This window comes from Jutongia huaianensis (assembly GCF_014384985.1).
GTDB classification, from domain to species: domain Bacteria; phylum Bacillota; class Clostridia; order Lachnospirales; family Lachnospiraceae; genus Jutongia; species Jutongia huaianensis.
Genome location: NZ_JACRSX010000020.1, coordinates 33,630 through 53,200, shown reverse-complemented (window position 1 = coordinate 53,200; position 19,571 = coordinate 33,630). Strand labels below are relative to the sequence as shown.

At 42.4% G+C, this 19,571-nt stretch carries 20 protein-coding genes and 2 pseudogenes; 18 read left to right on the top strand and 4 right to left on the bottom strand.

The features are described 5' to 3' along the window. The 6 genes and pseudogenes from H8704_RS12285 to H8704_RS12260 all read left to right on the top strand — a co-directional run. Nucleotides 1–204 (top strand): annotated as a pseudogene (locus tag H8704_RS12285) (MarR family winged helix-turn-helix transcriptional regulator); the annotation flags it as partial. A gap of 127 nt (nt 205–331) precedes the next feature. Further along, nucleotides 332–1,765: a phospholipase D family protein gene (locus tag H8704_RS12280; protein ID WP_055175213.1), complete on the top strand. Its 1,434-nt coding sequence runs from the start codon at nt 332–334 to the stop codon at nt 1,763–1,765. Between the two features lie 18 nt (nt 1,766–1,783). After that, the gene (locus tag H8704_RS12275) at nt 1,784–2,455 is read left to right on the top strand and encodes a response regulator transcription factor (RefSeq protein WP_249298449.1); all 672 of its coding nucleotides are present in this window, start codon (nt 1,784–1,786) and stop codon (nt 2,453–2,455) included. After that, a complete protein-coding gene (locus H8704_RS12270; RefSeq protein WP_249298448.1) occupies nt 2,455–3,498 on the top strand; it encodes a HAMP domain-containing sensor histidine kinase in 1,044 nt (347 codons plus the stop codon). Before H8704_RS12275 ends, H8704_RS12270 begins: the two co-directional genes overlap by 1 nt. Nucleotides 3,499–3,529: 31 nt before the next feature. Further along, nucleotides 3,530–4,594: an FUSC family protein gene (locus tag H8704_RS12265; RefSeq protein WP_249298447.1), complete on the top strand. Its 1,065-nt coding sequence runs from the start codon at nt 3,530–3,532 to the stop codon at nt 4,592–4,594. Then, entirely contained in the window at nt 4,584–5,156 is a 573-nt protein-coding gene (locus H8704_RS12260) for a CDP-alcohol phosphatidyltransferase family protein (protein ID WP_006858451.1), read from the top strand. Before H8704_RS12265 ends, H8704_RS12260 begins: the two co-directional genes overlap by 11 nt. Nucleotides 5,157–5,363: 207 nt before the next feature. On the opposite strand, the gene H8704_RS12255 is transcribed toward H8704_RS12260, so the two are convergent. After that, complete coding sequence (locus H8704_RS12255) at nt 5,364–5,702, bottom strand: hypothetical protein (RefSeq protein WP_249298446.1); 339 nt, start codon at nt 5,700–5,702, stop codon at nt 5,364–5,366. Between the two features lie 160 nt (nt 5,703–5,862). Here H8704_RS12255 and H8704_RS12250 point away from each other — a divergent pair. The 3 genes and pseudogenes from H8704_RS12250 to ftsH form a co-directional block, all read left to right on the top strand. Further along, nucleotides 5,863–6,045 (top strand): annotated as a pseudogene (locus H8704_RS12250) (hypothetical protein); the annotation flags it as partial. A 21-nt stretch (nt 6,046–6,066) separates the two neighbouring features. Beyond that, nucleotides 6,067–7,056, top strand: a complete 990-nt coding sequence (gene bsh, locus H8704_RS12245) for a choloylglycine hydrolase (protein ID WP_008396540.1) — start codon at nt 6,067–6,069, stop codon at nt 7,054–7,056. A 50-nt stretch (nt 7,057–7,106) separates the two neighbouring features. Beyond that, nucleotides 7,107–8,921 carry an ATP-dependent zinc metalloprotease FtsH gene (ftsH, locus tag H8704_RS12240; protein ID WP_249298445.1) on the top strand — a complete coding sequence of 605 codons (1,815 nt, stop codon included), beginning with the start codon at nt 7,107–7,109 and terminating at the stop codon, nt 8,919–8,921. 405 nt (nt 8,922–9,326) lie between these two features. On the opposite strand, the gene H8704_RS12235 is transcribed toward ftsH, so the two are convergent. From H8704_RS12235 to H8704_RS12225, 3 genes are all read right to left on the bottom strand, one after another. Continuing rightward, nucleotides 9,327–9,512, bottom strand: coding sequence for a hypothetical protein (locus H8704_RS12235; protein ID WP_249298444.1), 186 nt, complete (start codon nt 9,510–9,512; stop codon nt 9,327–9,329). Next, nucleotides 9,505–9,786 (bottom strand): helix-turn-helix transcriptional regulator, encoded by a 282-nt coding sequence (locus tag H8704_RS12230; protein WP_249298443.1) that lies wholly within the window; start codon nt 9,784–9,786, stop codon nt 9,505–9,507. The genes H8704_RS12235 and H8704_RS12230 overlap by 8 nt, the downstream gene beginning before the upstream one ends. An 83-nt stretch (nt 9,787–9,869) precedes the next feature. After that, nucleotides 9,870–10,565, bottom strand: coding sequence for an XRE family transcriptional regulator (locus H8704_RS12225; protein WP_249298442.1), 696 nt, complete (start codon nt 10,563–10,565; stop codon nt 9,870–9,872). A gap of 211 nt (nt 10,566–10,776) precedes the next feature. Here H8704_RS12225 and dinB point away from each other — a divergent pair, with 211 nt between their 5' ends. The 9 genes from dinB to H8704_RS12180 all read left to right on the top strand — a co-directional run bounded on the left by dinB (nt 10,777) and on the right by H8704_RS12180 (nt 19,562). Beyond that, nucleotides 10,777–12,066: a DNA polymerase IV gene (dinB, locus tag H8704_RS12220; protein WP_005601640.1), complete on the top strand. Its 1,290-nt coding sequence runs from the start codon at nt 10,777–10,779 to the stop codon at nt 12,064–12,066. A gap of 20 nt (nt 12,067–12,086) precedes the next feature. Beyond that, entirely contained in the window at nt 12,087–12,329 is a 243-nt protein-coding gene (locus H8704_RS12215; protein ID WP_005601638.1) for a hypothetical protein, read from the top strand. After that, nucleotides 12,292–12,621, top strand: coding sequence for a helix-turn-helix domain-containing protein (locus H8704_RS12210; protein WP_249298441.1), 330 nt, complete (start codon nt 12,292–12,294; stop codon nt 12,619–12,621). Before H8704_RS12215 ends, H8704_RS12210 begins: the two co-directional genes overlap by 38 nt. 193 nt (nt 12,622–12,814) lie before the next feature. Further along, on the top strand, nt 12,815–13,006 hold the full coding sequence (locus H8704_RS12205; RefSeq protein ID WP_249298440.1) for a hypothetical protein: 192 nt from the start codon (nt 12,815–12,817) through the stop codon (nt 13,004–13,006). Nucleotides 13,007–13,193: 187 nt separating this feature from the next. After that, the gene (kdpA, locus tag H8704_RS12200; RefSeq protein WP_249298439.1) at nt 13,194–15,008 is read left to right on the top strand and encodes a potassium-transporting ATPase subunit KdpA; all 1,815 of its coding nucleotides are present in this window, start codon (nt 13,194–13,196) and stop codon (nt 15,006–15,008) included. A gap of 15 nt (nt 15,009–15,023) precedes the next feature. Beyond that, a complete protein-coding gene (gene kdpB, locus H8704_RS12195) occupies nt 15,024–17,093 on the top strand; it encodes a potassium-transporting ATPase subunit KdpB (protein WP_249298438.1) in 2,070 nt (689 codons plus the stop codon). A gap of 14 nt (nt 17,094–17,107) precedes the next feature. Next, nucleotides 17,108–17,716: a potassium-transporting ATPase subunit KdpC gene (gene kdpC, locus H8704_RS12190; RefSeq protein ID WP_249298437.1), complete on the top strand. Its 609-nt coding sequence runs from the start codon at nt 17,108–17,110 to the stop codon at nt 17,714–17,716. Between the two features lies 1 nt (nt 17,717). Then, nucleotides 17,718–18,128, top strand: coding sequence for a CBS domain-containing protein (locus tag H8704_RS12185; RefSeq protein WP_216570252.1), 411 nt, complete (start codon nt 17,718–17,720; stop codon nt 18,126–18,128). A 102-nt stretch (nt 18,129–18,230) separates the two neighbouring features. Next, complete coding sequence (locus H8704_RS12180; protein ID WP_249298436.1) at nt 18,231–19,562, top strand: TrkH family potassium uptake protein; 1,332 nt, start codon at nt 18,231–18,233, stop codon at nt 19,560–19,562. The last annotated feature ends 9 nt before the right edge of the window (nt 19,563–19,571 follow it).

Sequence of the window (19,571 nt, the reverse complement as noted above, 5' to 3'; positions counted from 1 at the left end):
TTTTTCTTATCCTGGAAATTAGATGAGAAAAAAGAAAGAACGTACCTTGTTTTGACGAACAAGGCAATTGAATTAAGTAATTGTCAGAAAGAAAAAATGATAGAAGCTTATGAAAAAATCGTATCGAATATACAAGAAGAAGACCTGGCAGTTACACGGTGTACATTGAGAAAAATCCGACAGCTTATGGAAGAAATAAAATAGTGATTAATACAACGGAGTAAGAAAAGCTCCTTCATATTTTTTATGAAAAATAAATTTTGTTGAGGTTAAATTGAGATTGACTTTGTATTGTATAAGTATGAAATAAAAAGGAATCAGGTGATGTACAATGAAAAAGTATAAAATATGTAAAATCCTTCTTGTTATACTGGCAATTTTTTTATGTGTGGCTTTTTATGAATTGATCGGAATCTGCGTTGCATATAAAAAGCAGCCGGAAGTGTCCAATACAACCAAAAAAGAAACAAAAAATGGGTCATGGAACGAATGCAGTGAAAATACAGAACGGGCAGTAATCATAGAAAAGAATCCAGAAGCGCTTTTACAAAGAGTGCGTTTGATCAAGAATGCAAAAAAGGAAATTATTCTTTCTACTTTTGCATTTCAATCCGATGAAAGTGGAAAATTGATTTTAGGAGCACTGCATGATGCGGCAGACAGAGGTGTACATATTCGTCTGTTAGTAGATGGAATGGAGAGCTGGATTGATATGGAAGGAAATCCGTATTTCTATGGATTATCTTCCCATGAGAATGTTGAAATTAAACTATATAATAAGGCCAATCCGTTGAAACCATGGAAGATGATGGGTAGAATGCATGATAAATATTTGATTGCAGATGGAAAGAGATATATTCTTGGGGGAAGAAATACATACAATTATTTCCTGGGTGATTTTCCGGGACATAAGAACTATGACAGAGACGTGTTAGTGGTTTGCGATGAACCTGAGAAAGAAAATTCAGTTAACCAGTTGTTAGAGTATTTTGAAACGATATGGGAACAAGAAGACAGTGGTTATTTTCATGACAATAAAAAACTGGCAAATAGAAAATCTGTAAAGAACGCAGTTTTAGAGCTGCAGAACGGCTATCAGAAATATTTTGAAGAGAATAAGGAAAGAATCTGCGATACCGATTACACGGACGAAACTTTTGAGACAGAAAAGATTGCATTAGTGTCAAATCCTATTCACACAGGTTCCAAAGAACCAGTAGTGTGGTATCAGTTGGGAGAATTGATGAAAAATGCAAAAAATCGTGTGAAGATCCACACGCCATATATTATCTGTAATGATATGATGTATAATACATGGGAGGAGATTGCAGAGAACGTTTCAGATTTTTCTATCATGACAAATTCAGTTGCGAATAATGGGAATCCATTTGGGGCTGCCGATTATGCGAAAAACAGAAATAGAATCTTAAGTACAGGAATTAATATCTGGGAATATGAAGGCGGTTATTCATACCACGGAAAAAGTATTCTGATTGACGATGATCTGTCTGTAATCGGTTCCTTTAATATGGACATGAGAAGTGCATATCTGGATACGGAACTGATGCTTGTAATTCGCAGTAAAGATATTAATAAACAGTTGGAAGAGGGCATGATGGAATATGAAAGAGTGTCCCGCCAGGTATTGGAAGATGGAACCTATCGTGATCCATATCATGTAGAGCCAATCGAATTAACAAAGAAACGTCAGAGAAAAATATTTTTGGTACAGCATCTGCTTGGATGGGCAAGGTATCTGTTTTAATTAAGGAGGAAGGAAAACGTGTTTCAAATATTGATTGTAGAAGATGATAAAGAATTAAGCCAGCTATTCCAAAAAGTGCTTGAGAAGAATGGATATCAGGTCAAAAGTGCATCGGATGGAGCACAGGCATTAGAAGTATTGGATAAGGAATATATTGATCTGATCATTTCTGATATTATGATGCCGGTTATGGATGGCTATGAACTGGTGTCAGAACTTCGTTCAGCAGGATATCAGATACCAGTGCTTATGATCACTGCGAAAGGTTCCTTTGATGATATGCGCCAGGGATTTCTTTCGGGAAGTGATGATTATATGGTAAAACCGGTAAATGTGAATGAAATGGTTTTAAGAGTCGGAGCACTGCTTCGCCGTGCACAGATACTGAATGAACACAAAATTGTGATCGGTTCAACAGAGTTTGATTATGATGTAATGACGGTTACAACTGATAAGGAAAGTCTTGTTTTGCCTAAAAAAGAATTCCTGCTTTTATATAAGCTTGCAGCTTCGCCAGGCAGAACATTTACAAAACAACAGTTGATGGATGAAGTATGGGGATACGAGACGGAGGCAGACCCACATACGATAGAGGTACATATAGGAAGAATCAGAGAGCGTTTTAAAGATAACCCTGATTTTGAAATCGTAACAATGCGTGGAATTGGATACAAGGTGGTGAAAAAATAATGGAACAAAAGAAAGAAAAAGGATTGCGGATCCGATCCTGTCTGACTGGTGCAATCTGGCTGGCACTTGTATTTTCAACAGTCATATCTGCTTTATTATTTGCTTTTTTGAATCATTTTTTTAATCTGCCGGGCAGCATACCTGTGCTTGGCTGGCTTTTGATTTTCAATACATTGATTGCAGGGCTGATCACTTCCTTTATTAATGCAAAGTTACTGGAACCAATTACTAGGCTTAGTAAAGCAATGAAGGAAGTTTCTCGGGGAGATTTTGAACAGCATTTGGAAACGAACAGCCGTATAGCAGAAGTTGGAGAATCTTATCAAAGTTTTAACGTTATGACAAAAGAACTTCGTGCAACAGAGGTGCTGCAGATGGATTTTGTATCTGATGTTTCTCATGAGTTTAAGACCCCGATTAATGCCATTGAAGGATATACAATGCTGCTTCAGGGAGAAGAACTGTCTCCGGATCAAGAGGAATATGTAGAAAAAATCTTATTTAACACCCAAAGACTTTCCGGATTGGTTGGTAATATTTTGCTGTTATCCAAGTTAGAGAATCAGAATATACCAATGAAAAAAACAGAATATCGTCTGGATGAACAGATCCGCCAGGCATTTCTTTCATTGGAAACAAAATGGACAGAAAAAGAAATTGGTTTTCAGGTAGAATTGGAGGAAGTTAAATATACTGGGAATGAAGGACTTTTTATGCATATCTGGATAAATCTTTTGGATAATGCGATTAAGTTCAGCCCTTCAAAGGGGACAATTACGATGTTTCTGAAAAAAGAACAGGATTCTGTTAAGTTCATTCTGGAAGATGAAGGACCGGGAATAGAGGATGATGTAAAATCCAGAATATTTGACAAGTTCTATCAGGTAGATGGATCTCATAAAGCAGAAGGAAATGGCCTAGGTCTTGCACTTGTAAAACGGATTGTAGATAGTGCCGGAGGAACAATCAAAGCAGAAAACCGTGAATATGGTGGATGCAGATTTGTTGTAGAGCTTCCAATACAGAAAGATGAGGCCATATAAGTTTAAGAAAAACAGATAGAGGAGGAATTACATGACATTTTATCAGGAATTGCAGTTAAATCAGGCAGGTTCTAAAAATCTGTTGAAAAAGAGTGAAACAGTGAAAGAAAAATCATATCATATGTGGGTATATCTGGTGAAGATAGCTGTTACAATGGCATTTTGTTTTTTATTTGTTACTATTTTCAGTATCTTATTTGGAAATGAGAATAGTATTGTGGGTGTAGTAGTTTTATTATGCCTTATGGTATTTCGGAATGCGGATCTGGGGATCCACACCGGACAATCTACGATGCTTTTGGCTTTGTTCTTTGTAATTATGACTGTATGTCCGCATTTAGCAAATCAGTTTTCACCGGTATTGGGAATGCTGTTAAATATTGCGGCACTGGCTGTGTTGATTCTGTTCGGATGCCATAATCCATTCATGTTTAATCAATCTACATTGGTTCTTGGGTATCTGCTGCTATATGGTTATGATGTTACGGGAAAAAGCTATCAGATGCGATTAGTCGGAATGGCTTTAGGTGCAGCACTTACCTGCTTTGTATTTTATCGAAATCATAAAAACAGAACTTATAAAAGAAATCTGAAAGATCTGATACAAGAATTTGATATCACTTCTTCCAGAACAAAATGGCAGATATGTCAGATTTTATGCGTACCGATTGTCCTTTGCATTGCAGAACTTTGTAATATGCCACGTGCAATGTGGGCTGGTATTGCGGCCATGTCAGCGATTTTGCCATTTATGGAAGATATGCACTACAGAGTCCGTAAAAGGATTGTCGGAAATATTGCAGGTGTTATATGTTTTACAGTATTATATTTTCTGCTTCCTTCGTCAATCTATGCATATATAGGAATTCTTGGTGGAATCGGTGTAGGATTTTCAGCACAATATGGCTGGCAGGCAGTATTTAACACATTTGGTGCTTTAGCCATTGCTGCAGAGACTTATGGACTACAAGGAGCGGTTAGTCTTAGAGTGATTCAAAATGTTTTTGGTGTTGTGTTTGCTTTAGCATTTTGTGTTATATTTTATTGGTTTATGTCTAAAAAAAAGGAAAGTGATGTGACCGTACATGCAGAGTGAAGTGAATCAGGAAGAAAATTTGAATAGAATTATTACGGTTCCTAATCTTCTTTCTTTTTTTCGGCTTTGTCTGATTCCGGTAATTATATGGAGTTATTGTGTAAAGAAAAATCCTCTGTTAGCTGGTGAAATCTTATTGCTGTCTGGTCTTACGGATCTTGCTGATGGATATATCGCAAGAAGATTCCATAGGATTAGTAATTTAGGAAAAATACTTGATCCGGTGGCTGATAAGCTGACACAGGCAGCGATGTTAATCTGTCTGTTTACTCGTTTTCCGCATATGCTTCTTTTAATCGTAATAATGGCAGGTAAGGAGCTGTATATGGTAGTCAGTGGATGTCTTGTGATACGAAAGACAGGAAAAGTACATGGTGCAGACTGGCATGGAAAGATAGTAACATTTTTATTATATGGAACTGCAGCGGTGCATATTATATGGTTCCAAATTACACCGATGGTATCAGATCTGTTGATTGGTTTGTGCGCTATAATGATGGTCATATCGGTCGCTCTGTATATTATCCAGAATACCAGGACTCTTAAGGGAGAGACTGTATAAGCAATTTTATATTGCAATGACTAGAAAAATATTTAGGAGAAGATAGATATAAACAGTATGTCAAACACACAAACTATGGAGTCTTTAGTCGGTTTAATAAAATTTTAGATAGAAAATAAATCATTCAATGTCATTTAGATAAGGTTTTTTATGACAAAAAGACAGATTGCTTATCTGCCTTATAATGCAGTATAATGGTAACGAGATTTATGCAACCCGATACATGAAATCCCTATTTCTCTTTGGACGGAGGTGGATAGGATATTTTCGATTGTACTTGACAGGTGTCAGATACTTTTGCATGAGAAGCATGGACTCTGTTTCGTTACCATCGTGTTTGAGATATGCCCTGCATATGTTTACTGCATTTGAAACGGATTTACTCTGCATCTGGAGCATAAACTGAATATACTCGCGGAAAGAAAGTTTGCGGTTCCTGGTAAAATCACTTTCCGGATTACGGCAGAACATGGAGTGAATTTCATCGAGTTCTGTGATGCAGTTGTCGAGTGTGGATTTTAAATTAGATAAGAAAAAATCAGCCATAATGAGCCTCCTTGAAATATGTTTATAATCAAGGCTTACGCAACATATATTGGCTTACTTGTCAACTGTTTTTTGTAATATTTTTAAAGTTTTTAGGTATAAAAACAGTGGCTTTCTATGACAGAAAACCACTAAAATGATGCTTAACTGAATGGCATTGCTTTATCACCACTTTGAAAATGGTTGTTTTATGGCGGATAGTCAGACAGTTTTGGATATAAGAGATGATCTGGGAGCAACCATGAATGAATGCAGGGAAGTGACCGAAAAGTACCGCACAGGACGGAGTGCATATTTACGGCTCGTACAGTTGTTTATGAGATTGTTTGCAGGACTATTATAGCAGAAAGAAGAGGTGTTCGATATGTGTACAGCAGCAACTTACAAAACAAAAGATTTTTATATGGGCAGAACGCTTGATTATGAATTTTCCTATGGGGAACAGATCACGATAACGCCAAGAAATTACGAATTTGATTTCCGGTTTGCTGGGAAGATAAAAAGCCATTATGCTTTGATCGGAATGGCATTTGTTGCAGAAGGTTATCCGCTTTATTATGATGCTGTTAATGAAAAAGGCCTTGGAATGGCAGGTCTTAATTTTGTCGGCAATGCGGCATATGAAGAGGCTTTGCCGGAAGATGAAACAGAAGTCAGCCAGGTGGCACAGTTCGAGTTCATCCCATGGATCCTTACACAGTGTGCTACTGTAGCAGAGGCGAGAGAGAAGCTGGCAGCAATGAGACTGACAGGTACAGCATTCAGTGAACAGCTGCCGACAGCACAGCTTCACTGGATCATTGCAGACAAAGACTCCTGTATCGTTGTTGAGTCTATGAAAGATGGGCTGCATGTATATGATAATCCGGTAGGAGTGCTTACCAATAATCCACCATTCCCGAGTCAGATGTTTGCACTGAATAATTATGCCGGAGTATCCAGAAAACAGCCGGAGAGTACTTTTGCAGGAGTATTACAGCTTGATGCATATAGTAGAGGAATGGGTGGAATGGGAATACCTGGAGATCTTTCCAGCCAGTCAAGATTTGTGAAAGTTGCCTTTACAAAATTAAATTCGATCTCCGGTGAAGAAGAGGATGAGAGTGTAAGCCAGTTCTTCCATATCTTAGGATCCGTAGATCAGCAGCGTGGATGCTGTGAGGTGACAGAAGGCAAATATGAGATCACGATATACACGTCCTGTTGTAATACAGCAAAAGGTATTTATTATTATACGACTTATGATAATCATCAGATCACAGCGGTTGACATGCATGCGGAAAATCTGGATTCAGATCAGCTGATCTGTTATCCGCTTCTGTCCAAGGGCGAAGTCAGATGGCAGAATAAATAATACGAAAATGCACGGAGAAAGCATAACGCAGAACAACAGGAGGAAAGACCATGAAAGAAGTTAAAACACCGAAAAAACCACTGGCATATTATTATGGGATTGTGTTAATAGTGCTGATCGTATTTAATCTGGTTGTCACACCAATCCTTATGGAGCATCAGGTAAAGGAAACGGATTATGGAACTTTTATGAGCATGATCGAGAAGAAGAATATTGGTGAAGTAGAAGTTAATGACAATCAGATCATCTTTACAGATAAAGATCAAAAAAATATTTATAAAACAGGTCTGATGAACGATCCGAACCTGACGGACAGGCTATATGAATGTGGAGCAGTATTCGCAAAAGATATCGATAAGCAGATGTCACCGATCATCAGCTTCTTGCTGACCGGGGTTTTGCCATTGATCCTTTTTATCGCACTGGGAAATTATATGGCGAAGAAACTGATGGAGCATGCCGGAGGAAAAAATTCGATGGCTTTTGGAATGGGAAAAAGCAATGCGAAGATTTATGTGCAATCCAGTGAGGGAATCCGTTTTTCAGACGTTGCAGGAGAAGATGAGGCGAAAGAAAACCTTTCAGAGATCGTTGATTATCTTCACAATCCGAAGAAGTATACCGATGTAGGTGCGTCTATGCCAAAAGGTGTCCTTCTTGTAGGACCTCCGGGAACCGGCAAAACAATGCTTGCAAAAGCAGTGGCGGGTGAATCAAATGTACCATTTTTCTCAATGTCCGGATCAGAATTTGTTGAGATGTTTGTCGGTATGGGAGCTTCCAAAGTTCGAGATCTTTTCGGACAGGCAAAGGAAAAGGCACCATGTATCGTGTTTATTGATGAAATTGATGCCATTGGTAAAAAGCGTGACGGACAAATGGGCGGAAATGATGAGCGGGAGCAGACCTTAAACCAGCTTCTTACAGAGATGGACGGATTTGAAGGAAATAATGGTGTCATCATTCTTGCTGCAACGAACCGTCCGGAGTCGTTAGATCCGGCACTTACACGTCCGGGACGTTTTGACAGACGTGTGCCGGTTGAACTGCCGGATCTTGCAGGCCGTGAAGCAATTTTAAAGGTTCATGCAAAGAAGATAAAAGCATCTGATGATGTTGACCTGCATACGATTGCACGTATGGCATCCGGTGCATCCGGTGCGGAGCTTGCCAATATTATAAATGAAGCAGCATTACGTGCTGTCCGTAGTGGAAGGACCGTTGTAAATGAATCTGATCTCGAAGAAAGTATAGAAGTGGTTATTGCAGGATATCAGAAGAAGAATGCGGTTCTTTCAGATCAAGAGAAGAAGGTTGTTGCATATCATGAGATAGGACACGCTCTGGTAGCTGCATTACAGAGTCATTCAGCTCCGGTCCAGAAGATTACGATCATCCCGCGTACCTCAGGTGCACTCGGCTACACTATGCAGGTTGAGCAGGGTGATAAATATCTGATGACGAAAAAAGAACTTGAGAATAAGATTGCTACATTTACAGGCGGACGTGCGGCAGAGGAGATCGTATTTGGTGAGATCACGACCGGAGCCTCCAATGATATCGAACAGGCAACAAAAATTGCAAGAGCGATGATCACCCGCTACGGCATGACAGATGAATTCGACATGGTGGCAATGGAAAACGTGACCAACCAGTATCTTGGCGGCGATACGTCTCTTTCCTGTTCTGCAGATACACAGAAGGAAATTGATGAAAAAGTCGTGCAGCTCGTAAAAGCAGAGCATGAAAAAGCAAGAAAAATCCTTGCTGAAAACAGGGAAAAACTGGACGAACTGGCTATGTACCTGTATGAGAAGGAAACAATTACAGGTGACGAATTTATGGATATTTTAGACAAAAAATAATGTAGTTAATTAGATAACCAATTCCACCCAAATATGATGAACAATTTTGGAATGAATTGTATTCATTTTTACAGAAACATTCTAACGAAGAGTATATTCTCATAGGAGATTTTAATACTATCAATAATAGAAACATGGAAGAGTTTAGAAAGATATTATAAATAGATATTAGCTCATTTGATGAAAAGTATACAGATCATCCAGGGATTATTGTAACTCTTTGAAAATCAAATATAAAAGGCATAGCACCCATCACAGGTCCTATGCCTTCGCATTTTCCGGAAGCAGCATCCGGTCATCAATATAGTAGTCGCAGGATATCTTGCGGCTGTTGTGTCCGTAGAATTCGATGATTTCCGGAAGGTTGTCATTGACGGCATCAAATTCGAGGTCTTGTTCCCGGCATTATTCGACAGAGCTTCGCCGACGCGGCAGGTCCAGAGAATGATGTTGTTGCCATTGAGTTTCCATTCCTGAAGATATTCGATCAGTGCTGGTTGGGCTGACCGAGCTCCGGCCATTTGCTGTAGCAGAGAGTGCCATCAAAATCAACAGCGATTGTCTGGAATCTAACATTTTTTTATTATTCATTAAGATTATCTCCTTTAGAGGGAGTCTGCTGAACACCAGGATGATAGCAGAACAGGCTTGTTACCGGTTTGTGAAAAAAATCTGCAATTCTCATGGCGTATAGTAGAGAAGGAATATGCTGTTTTGACTCGATATTGGCAATAGTTTTCAGGCTGATGCCGGTTGCTGATGCAAGTTCTTTCTGGGTAATGCCAAGATCTGCCCTGGCTTCAACAAGTCTGCAAGTAATTGTGTCTGTCACAGTGTTTATGTCTATATCCATATCAGTATTCATATATATGCACCTCCAAATTCAGAATTATTCAGGTCTGTTCCGCTATAATAATCCTACAGTTTTAAGTGTCCCCAAAAAAGGACTTACGAAAGGACACGACCGAATATCTTGAAAGAACTGTTTTCTGTAACCGGAATCGGATCATATTTTTTGTTGAGTGATATGAGGTAGGTTCCGAGTCTGTTATTCTGAAATTTCTTCACATATGCATTTCCATCAAGATAGAAGATGCCTATTTCGCCATCATCAAGGCAGGCTGTCTGTTCAATCCAGATGAGATCCTTATTATGATATCTAGGCTCCATACTGTCACCATCTACATATACACCGAAGGTTGCGGCTTCCGGAATATCAGGAGAGAAAATCATCTCATATTCATCGCTGTCGAGGAAAGAGCCGGTACCGGCAGAAACTGTATTGTAAAATACTTTTCTTTCCCGGATCACGTGAATAGGAATGATATCTGCTGGCTTATAGTTGCCGGTGCTTTCCAGATCTCTGATATATTCAAGCACCTTGTTCATTCCCGTTTCATTCAGGTTTCGGAATGGGTTAAGGGGACTTTGACCAATAAAATCCGTATAGATATCATAAATTTCGAGTATTTCACATAAGGCAAGAAACTGTCTGGCATTTGGTGTTGCTGTGCCAAGTTCCCAGGCACTGATTGAATTCTGCTTTACATAGATATCATAGTTTTCCAGTTCTTTTGCAAGCTGGCTCTGATTCAGCTTGTGTTCTTTTCTGTATTTAGCAATGGTCTTTCCTAAATCTTTCATAGTATTATGCCTTTCTAAGTAATCATATCAGGTATGATCTCCCTATGCGGGATATATCAACTTTAGCACAGGAATCCCTAAAAAGCAATAGAAATATCAATAACATTGATAATATGCAAAGAATTACCATTGAATAGCAATATAAAAAGTATTATATTATGCCATGTAGACGGATGGCATATCATCCGGCAGCAGGAAAGAAGGTGATTCAGTGAACCGGACAATACTGCATAGTGATTGTAACTGTTTTTATGCATCCGTAGAGCTTCTGCATCATCCGGAACTTCGGGGAAAGCCTGTAGCAGTAGGAGGTGATCCTGAGGCGAGACATGGAATTGTGTTGACCGCTGATTATACGGCCAAGAGATATGGTGTAAAAACCGGAATGGCATTATGGCAGGCAAAACAGGTATGCCCGGACATAACATTTCTTCCCCCCAGGATGGACCTTTATCTCAGATTTTCCAGAATGGCACAGGAAATTTATGCTGACTATACAGATAAGAGGGAACCATACGGAATTGATGAGTCATGGCTGGACGTGACAGACAGCGCAACTCTCAAGGGAGACGGATTTCACATTGCACAGGAAATAAGCAGCAGAATGAAAAAAGAGCTTGGCATTACGGTGAGCGTGGGTGTGTCGTTTAACAAGATTTTTGCAAAACTTGGTTCGGATTACAAGAAACCGGATGCCATTACTACTATGTATGAGGATGAATTTCAGAGAAAAGCCTGGTGTCTTCCAGTTTCTGATCTGCTATATGTGGGAAATGCAACGAATAAAAAGTTATATAGCATGGGAATCCGGACTATCGGAGATCTGGCAAAATCTGATGAAACCCTGCTAGTCAGAAAACTTGGCAAGATGGGAAGTATTCTGTGGGCTTTTGCTAATGGATATGATGAATCTCCGGTAAAGCTGGAAAACACATCAGCTCCGGTCAAGTCCGTAGGCAACAGTACAACAACGCCCAGGGATATGGAAACAGATGAAGATGTCAAGATTGTGTTATACATTCTGGCAGAAAGTGTAGCGGCAAGACTCCGGGAGAATGGTTTCCGGTGCCGGACTGTTGAGATCAGTGTCCGTGACAAAGAACTGTTCCATTTTTCAAAACAGGTAAAGTTACAGAATGCGAGCAATATCACCAAAGAGATTGCAGAGGCTGGATACAGGCTATACAAAGACAACTACAGACTGCCGGCAGATGATAAGGAACTGAAAAGCAGCCGGCCAGAGTTCTTTCAAAAGCCACTACGGAGCATAGGAATACGTGGAACGGATCTTGTGACAGATTATTTCTGGGAGCAGCTGGACATGTTCATGGATCCTCAGGCAAGAGAAAAACAGATGAAAATGGATGAGACGGTTGATATTATCCGCAAAAGATTTGGATTTTACAGTGTCCAGAGAGGGCTTATGTACCGTGACAGAATACTGTCAGCATGTGATGCAAAGTCTGATCATACGGTACATCCGCATGGGTACTTTGGATAGACAGGAGGGATTGAACTATTATGGAAAGCAGCAAGGTATATGTAAATGTCATGGCTGAATTTACAAATGACGGAAGGCTTCTACCAAGGAGCTTTATCTGGAAGGATGGCCATGTATATGAGATTCAGAAAGTAACAGATGTAAGAAGAGCGGCAAGCCTGAAAGCAGGCGGAGCCGGAATACGTTATACCTGTATTGTTGACGGAAAAGAGAGCCATCTTTTCTATGAGGACAACAATATGTGGTTTATGGAGGAGAGATAGTTTTTTTAATGGTGTTATCAAAAAGAGTTTTCAGCATTTTCTGAATGCGCAGAGTGTATATCAGGTTGTGAAGGAACCGGGGCCTGTAAAGCAGAATAATCAGGAGAGTATGGAGACAAAAGAATATATTTCCCGATCAGAGGCAGCGGCTCTTGCAGGAGTTACAAGCGGAACAATCACAAAATGGATGAAGATGGAACGCTTTTCATGTGTTGGAGCCGGGAAAGTTCTGAGAATAAACCGCAAAGAATTTCTGCAATGGCTGAAAGAATACCAGGAAGCAGCTGGATAATATTCATTCCTACATCAAAAACAAGAGTTTGCTGTATAGAATCATAATATGGCTGAGTCAGTCCTCACCTCCAGGGCTGTCTCTTTTTTTATAAAAACTTATACAATCTTAGTTTCGATTGCAGGACCCTTTTCCCTACTTAATACTTTAAGCGGTATTATGGCCTTGCAAGAAAGAAATGAGGTGAACAATTATGAGCATTACAAATGCGGCGAGAAGATTTGAACAGAGATTTGACGCAAAAGCGGAGCGCTTTATTTGGCATCATCCGCTACTTGGCTTTATCTCCATCTTTGTTGGAATGCCATTACTGGTTTTGGCGTGTGTCTGTATCAGTACGATCGTTGTCGTCTTTCCTATGGCATGGCTTTTGGGTTGGTTGTAATCTTTATTTCATCTTTAAACGCACAAAAGATGACTAATGCCATTTTTAGAGGAAAGGTTTTATGATATTGGGGACAACAAAAAAGGAGGATGAATCTTATGCAAATGCTAATTGCACTCATAGGTGTATGTGCGGCAGCAATGCTGCTGTGGTATGTCTATATTTTAATGAAGGGAGATGATCAGGCATGAGTACCATGATTCAGTATGTTTTATACCTTGCCATTCTGGTTGCTTTGGCAATTCCGCTTGGCGTATACATAAAAAACGTCATGAGCGGCGAGAAAACTTTTTTGTCCAAAGTTCTGACACCGTGCGAAAACCTGATTTACAAGGTTATGCGTGTAGACAGAGAAGAACAGATGACATGGAAAAAATATGCGGTAAGTGTAATGATTTTTTCTGGTATCGGGCTTGTTTTTCTGTTCCTGCTTCAACTTCTGCAGGGAGTTCTTCCCGGAAACCCGCAGAATCTTTCCGGTGTGAAATGGGATTTGGCATTTAACACTTCTGCAAGTTTCATTACCAATACAAACTGGCAGGCATATTCCGGTGAATCCACATTGAGTTATCTCACTCAGGCTTTAGGTCTGACTGTTCAGAACTTTGTTTCCGCAGCTACAGGTATCGCCGTTCTATTTGCATTGATCCGTGGCTTTATCAAGGTGAAATCCTCCGGGTTGGGAAGCTTTTGGGTGGACTTGACCCGCATTGTGGTTCACATCCTACTCCCGCTGAATCTGGTCATTTCTCTGTTGTTGGTAGGCGGCGGCGTGATTCAGAACCTGAAAAGTGCAGAAACAGTATCCCTTGTAGAACCGATTGCCGTCAGTGCAGAAGGCGAAATCCTTGAGGATGCGGTAATTGACTTAGACACCGAAACCGTCACTGTAGATGGCGAAATCGTTTCGAATGCACAGATCGTCACCGAGCAGTTCGTACCGATGGGTCCTGCGGCCAGCCAGGTCGCAATCAAACAGACCGGCACCAACGGCGGCGGTTATATGGGCGTCAACTCCGCACATCCTTTGGAAAATCCCAATGCCTTTACCAATCTGATCGAAATGATTTCCATTCTACTGATTCCGGCGGCACTGTGTTTCACATTCGGTTCTGCGGTAAAGAACAAGAAGCAGGGTATTGCAATCTTTATGGCAATGTTTCTCTGCCTGGTTGTTGCCTTGGGCTGCATTGCCGTCACTGAACAGGCTGGCACATCCCAGCTTGCACAAAACGGCGCAGTCAATATGTCAATGGCAGAACAGGCGGGCGGCAATATGGAGGGTAAGGAGACTCGCTTCGGCATTGCAGCGTCCTCTACCTGGGCAGCCTTCACCACAGCAGCATCTAACGGCTCTGTAAATTCCATGCATGACAGCTACACGCCGCTTGCCGGTATGGTGACTATGCTGCTGATGCAGCTTGGCGAGGTTATTTTCGGCGGCGTGGGCTGCGGTCTTTACGGTATGCTTGCTTTTGCCATTCTGGCGGTGTTTATTGCCGGTCTGATGGTAGGCCGTACTCCGGAATTCCTTGGAAAGAAAATTGAGCCTTATGAGATGAAATGGTCGGTACTGGTTTGCCTTGCAACACCCATTGCAATTCTGGTCGGCAGCGGCCTTGCCGCTGTAGTACCCTCTGTCATGGATAGCCTGCATAACGGCGGTGCCCACGGTTTCTCTGAAATGCTGTATGCCTACTCATCCTGTGGCGGCAATAACGGCTCTGCCTTTGCCGGTTTCAATGCGAATACCGTATTTCTGAATGTAAGCCTGGGACTGGTGATGCTGTTTGCCCGGTTCCTGCCCATCATCGGCACACTTGCAATCGCAGGCAGCCTGGCTGGGAAAAAGAAAATTGCCACGACTGCGGGCACCTTGTCTACCACAAATGGAATGTTTGTTTTCCTGCTGATTGTTGTGGTTTTGCTGATCGGTGCGCTGAGCTTCTTCCCGGCGCTTGCCCTTGGTCCGCTTGCTGAGTTCTTTGGCAACATTGTGTAAAGGAGGTTTACAGATATGCGTACAAAACAGAAAAGTGCTTTTGCCGACCGGAAAATGCTCGGCAGGGCAATTAAAGATTCTTTTGTGAAATTAAGTCCGAAAACACAGGCAAAAAACCCGGTCATGTTTCTGGTTTTTGTGTCTGCGATCTTGACCAGTATCCTTTGGGTGGTATCCCTGTTCGGGTTAAAAGACGCTCCAAGCGGATATACACTGGCGATTGCCATTATACTTTGGTTTACCGTGCTATTTGCCAACTTTGCCGAGGCCATTGCAGAAGGCCGTGGTAAAGCACAGGCAGATTCTCTCCGAGCATCCCGAAAAGATGTGGACGCACATAAAATTCCATCTGTATCGCAGAAGGACAGCGTGACTGTGGTTCCATCCGCCCTGCTGAAAAAGGGGGAACTGGTGATTGTCAAAGCCGGAGAGCAGATTCCGGCAGACGGTGAAGTCATAGAAGGTGCGGCATCTGTGGATGAAAGCGCCATCACCGGCGAATCCGCTCCCGTAATTCGTGAGGCAGGCGGCGACCGCAGCGCTGTAACCGGCGGCACCACTGTACTGTCGGACTGGATCGTTGTCAGAGTGACCAACGAAGCCGGAGAAAGCTTTCTCGACAAGATGATTGCGATGGTAGAAGGTGCTGCCCGAAAGAAGACGCCCAACGAAATTGCTTTGCAGATTTTTCTGGTAGCCTTGTCCATTATCTTTATCTTGGTGACAGTCTCCCTCTACACTTATTCCATTTTTTCTGCAAAGCTGGCGGGAATTGAGAATCCAACCTCTGTAACAACTTTGGTAGCGCTGTTGGTATGCCTTGCTCCTACTACCATTGGTGCCTTGCTTTCTGCCATCGGTATTGCCGGTATGTCCCGACTGAACCAGGCAAATGTTCTGGCCATGAGTGGACGTGCCATTGAAGCCGCCGGTGATGTAGACATTCTGATGCTTGACAAAACCGGAACAATCACCCTGGGCAATCGACAGGCATCGGAGTTCATTCCGGTAGATGGTGTTGATGTTCAGGAACTGGCGGACGCCGCTCAGCTTTCTTCTCTGGCCGATGAAACCCCCGAGGGCAGAAGCGTTGTTGTGCTGGCAAAGGAGCAGTTTGGAATTCGTGGCAGAAGCCTTCAGGACAAGAATATGCACTTTGTCCCATTTACTGCCGTGACTCGTATGAGCGGCGTCGACTTTGACGGCAACGAAATCCGAAAAGGCGCAGCAGATGCCATGCAAAGTTATGTGACCCATGCAGGCGGAATGTATTCTCCAGACTGTGATCGAGTTGTCAAGTCTATTGCGTCCAAGGGCGGCACACCTTTAGTTGTGGCTAAGAACCACAAGATTCTCGGTGTTATCTATTTGAAGGATATTATCAAGCAGGGTGTGAAGGAGAAATTCTCAGATCTGCGGAAAATGGGCATCAAGACCATTATGATCACCGGCGACAATCCGATTACTGCTGCGGCCATTGCTGCCGAGGCTGGTGTGGATGACTTCCTTGCGGAAGCAACGCCGGAAGGAAAGCTGGCAATGATTCGTGATTTTCAGGCCAAGGGTCATTTGGTCGCCATGACAGGCGACGGCACCAACGACGCTCCGGCTTTGGCACAAGCAGATGTTGCAGTTGCCATGAACAGCGGCACACAAGCAGCAAAAGAAGCAGGTAACATGGTGGATTTGGACTCTTCACCCACAAAACTGATCGACATTGTTCGCATCGGCAAACAGCTTTTGATGACACGAGGCAGCCTGACTACATTCTCCATTGCCAACGATGTGGCAAAATACTTTGCCATTATTCCGGCGCTGTTTATGGGACTTTATCCGGGACTGTCCGCTCTGAATATTATGGGGCTACATTCTCCGCAAAGCGCTGTCCTCTCTGCGATTATTTATAATGCACTCATCATTATTGCGCTCATTCCGTTGGCGCTAAAAGGTGTGAAATATCGTGAAGTTGCTGCTGGAAAGCTGCTGTCACGGAACCTGCTGGTTTATGGTCTGGGCGGTCTGGCGGCTCCCTTTATCTTTGTGAAACTGATTGATGTTCTGCTGGTGTTCACCGGCCTGGTATAAGGAGGAGATATATCATGAAAACAATAAAAAGTGTATTACCAAAGGCAGGTATGATCTTTTTAATCTTTACTCTGCTGTGTGGCGTGATCTATACGGGTGTTGTCACAGGAATTGCTCAGCTTATTTTCTCGGATAATGCCAATGGAAGTATCATTGAAGTAGATGGGAAAAAATACGGCTGTGAGTTGCTGGGGCAGCAATATACGGATGAGTCCCATATGTGGGGGCGCATTATGAATATTGATGTTTCTACCTATACAGATGAAAACGGAAAGGCGCTGATGTATGCCGCCCCATCTAACATCTCTCCGGCAAGCGAGGAGTATGAACAGCTCGTGGCAGAGCGGGTGGAAAAGCTCCGGGCTGCCGATCCGGATATGGATGAAACAGCTGTTCCGGTGGATCTTGTTACTTGTTCCGGAAGTGGGCTTGATCCCCATATTTCCCCGGCGGCAGCGGAGTATCAGGTAGCACGTATTGCAAAAGCGAATGATATGACCGAAGATGAAGTGCGTGAGATCATCCAAAACTGCACCGACGGACGATTCCTTGGCATCTTTGGTGAAGAGACCGTCAATGTGCTGGAAGTCAATCTGATGCTGGACGGTATTCTGGAGGGGTGAAATGAACATAGCTAAAATCATGATTCCCAAAATCTCCACTGTATTTCTTCATGAAAAGGATACGATTCGTCAGGGATTGGAACGGTTTATGGTACATGGCTATACCGCTGTCCCGGTACTGAATGATCAGGAACAGTATATTGGAAGCGTGACGGAGGGAGATTTCCTCCGCCACCTTCTTGTTTGCCAGACAACAGACTTGAAAGTACAGGAGGGATACCGACTTGGCAGCATTGTTCGCAGAGATTTTTGCCCTGCGTTACAAATAGATGCAGATTCCGAGCAGGTTGTAACTTCAATGCTGAATCAGAATTTTGTCCCCATCGTTGATGGCCGGAATGCTCTATGCGGGATTCTGACAAGGAAACGGCTGATTGAATTTCTGGCACAAGCTCGTGATAAAAAAGAATAAGTCCTGCATCTTTAGACGGCCTTAATACAGATACGCATTCTCTTTTACCTTCTTTACTCCCTTTGATTTATAATTAAGGGCACATAAAGGAGGATTGCAGTTATGGGAGTAGTGTTGTTAAAAAGGAAGTTGACTTCGTTTCAAATTATCATCCTCGGGTTTTCCAGTGTGATCCTTTTCGGCACCTTCCTTTTAATGTTGCCGTTTTCCAGCCGAAGCGGACTGGCAACGCCTTTCTCGGATGCATTGTTTACTTCTACCTCAGCAGTTTGTGTAACCGGACTCATTATACATGATACGGCAACATACTGGTCGGCCTTCGGCCAGCTTGTCATTTTACTGCTGATTCAGATTGGAGGCATGGGGGTTATTACCGTAGCCGCATCCTTTGCAATGATTTCCGGGCGGAAGATTTCTTTGATGCAGCGTAGTACCATGCAGGAGGCGATTTCAGCGCCAAAGGTAGGAGGAATCGTTCGCCTGACTGGCTTTATCGTCAGGGTGACATTGGTGATGGAACTGCTTTGTGCAGCCGTGATGGCACCGGTGTTTTGCCGTGACTTCGGGAAAATTGGCCTTTGGATGGCACTGTTTCATTCCGTGTCCGCTTTTTGCAATGCAGGCTTTGATCTGTTGGGTGTGCGCACTCCCTTTTCCTCCCTGACCAGCTATGCAGCGAATCCAGTCATAAACTTTACGATTATGTTCTTGATTGTGTTTGGAGGCATTGGCTTTCTGACTTGGGATGATATTCGGACAAATCGATTGCATTTGCACAAATATCGGATGCAGAGTAAGGTGATTCTTTGTACCACAGCGGTTTTATTGATCGTTCCGGCAATGTACTTTTATTTTTTTGAGTTTGCTGATCTTACCCGAAAGGAACGGCTTTTATCTTCTCTTTTTCAAGCTGTAACACCACGAACAGCTGGCTTTAATACGGTGGAATTAACTGATTTGAGTGAGGCGGGACAATTTATCACCATTGCGCTGATGCTGATCGGCGGTAGTCCCGGGTCTACCGCAGGCGGTTTGAAAACAACAACCATTGCTGTTTTGCTTACTACTGCGATTTCTACCTTTCGGCGCAGAGAAAATGCCAACCTCTTTGGACGTCGCATTGATGATGATGTCGTAAAAAATGCAGCGACAATTTCGCTTATGTATATCACGCTATGTTGTACCGGTGGCCTTATCATCAGCGTTTCCGAAGGACTTCCCATGCTTACCAGCCTTTTTGAAACTGCCTCAGCTGTTGGCACAGTCGGCCTGTCCCTGGGAATTACGCCGGAACTGAATCTGCTCTCACGGAGTGTTTTGATTCTGCTGATGTTTTTTGGACGAGTCGGTGGCCTTACATTAATTTTTGCGGCCTTGTCCAGTGCACAAAAGAAAGTTTCAAAACTACCAAAGGAAAAAATAACAGTAGGATAAAGGAGACAT

Coding starts and splice junctions, on each gene's coding strand:
- H8704_RS12260 (WP_006858451.1), top strand. CDS start 4,584: ATGCAGAGTGAAGTGAATCAGGAAGAAAATTTGAATAGAATTATTACG.
- H8704_RS12185 (WP_216570252.1), top strand. CDS start 17,718: ATGAACATAGCTAAAATCATGATTCCCAAAATCTCCACTGTATTTCTT.
- H8704_RS12235 (WP_249298444.1), bottom strand. CDS start 9,512: ATGAATAATAAAAAAATGTTAGATTCCAGACAATCGCTGTTGATTTTG.
- H8704_RS12230 (WP_249298443.1), bottom strand. CDS start 9,786: ATGAATACTGATATGGATATAGACATAAACACTGTGACAGACACAATT.
- H8704_RS12205 (WP_249298440.1), top strand. CDS start 12,815: ATGAGCATTACAAATGCGGCGAGAAGATTTGAACAGAGATTTGACGCA.
- bsh (WP_008396540.1), top strand. CDS start 6,067: ATGTGTACAGCAGCAACTTACAAAACAAAAGATTTTTATATGGGCAGA.
- H8704_RS12270 (WP_249298448.1), top strand. CDS start 2,455: ATGGAACAAAAGAAAGAAAAAGGATTGCGGATCCGATCCTGTCTGACT.
- H8704_RS12180 (WP_249298436.1), top strand. CDS start 18,231: ATGGGAGTAGTGTTGTTAAAAAGGAAGTTGACTTCGTTTCAAATTATC.
- kdpB (WP_249298438.1), top strand. CDS start 15,024: ATGCGTACAAAACAGAAAAGTGCTTTTGCCGACCGGAAAATGCTCGGC.
- H8704_RS12210 (WP_249298441.1), top strand. CDS start 12,292: ATGAGGACAACAATATGTGGTTTATGGAGGAGAGATAGTTTTTTTAAT.
- H8704_RS12225 (WP_249298442.1), bottom strand. CDS start 10,565: ATGAAAGATTTAGGAAAGACCATTGCTAAATACAGAAAAGAACACAAG.
- H8704_RS12215 (WP_005601638.1), top strand. CDS start 12,087: ATGGAAAGCAGCAAGGTATATGTAAATGTCATGGCTGAATTTACAAAT.
- kdpA (WP_249298439.1), top strand. CDS start 13,194: ATGAGTACCATGATTCAGTATGTTTTATACCTTGCCATTCTGGTTGCT.
- H8704_RS12255 (WP_249298446.1), bottom strand. CDS start 5,702: ATGGCTGATTTTTTCTTATCTAATTTAAAATCCACACTCGACAACTGC.
- kdpC (WP_249298437.1), top strand. CDS start 17,108: ATGAAAACAATAAAAAGTGTATTACCAAAGGCAGGTATGATCTTTTTA.
- H8704_RS12280 (WP_055175213.1), top strand. CDS start 332: ATGAAAAAGTATAAAATATGTAAAATCCTTCTTGTTATACTGGCAATT.
- ftsH (WP_249298445.1), top strand. CDS start 7,107: ATGAAAGAAGTTAAAACACCGAAAAAACCACTGGCATATTATTATGGG.
- H8704_RS12265 (WP_249298447.1), top strand. CDS start 3,530: ATGACATTTTATCAGGAATTGCAGTTAAATCAGGCAGGTTCTAAAAAT.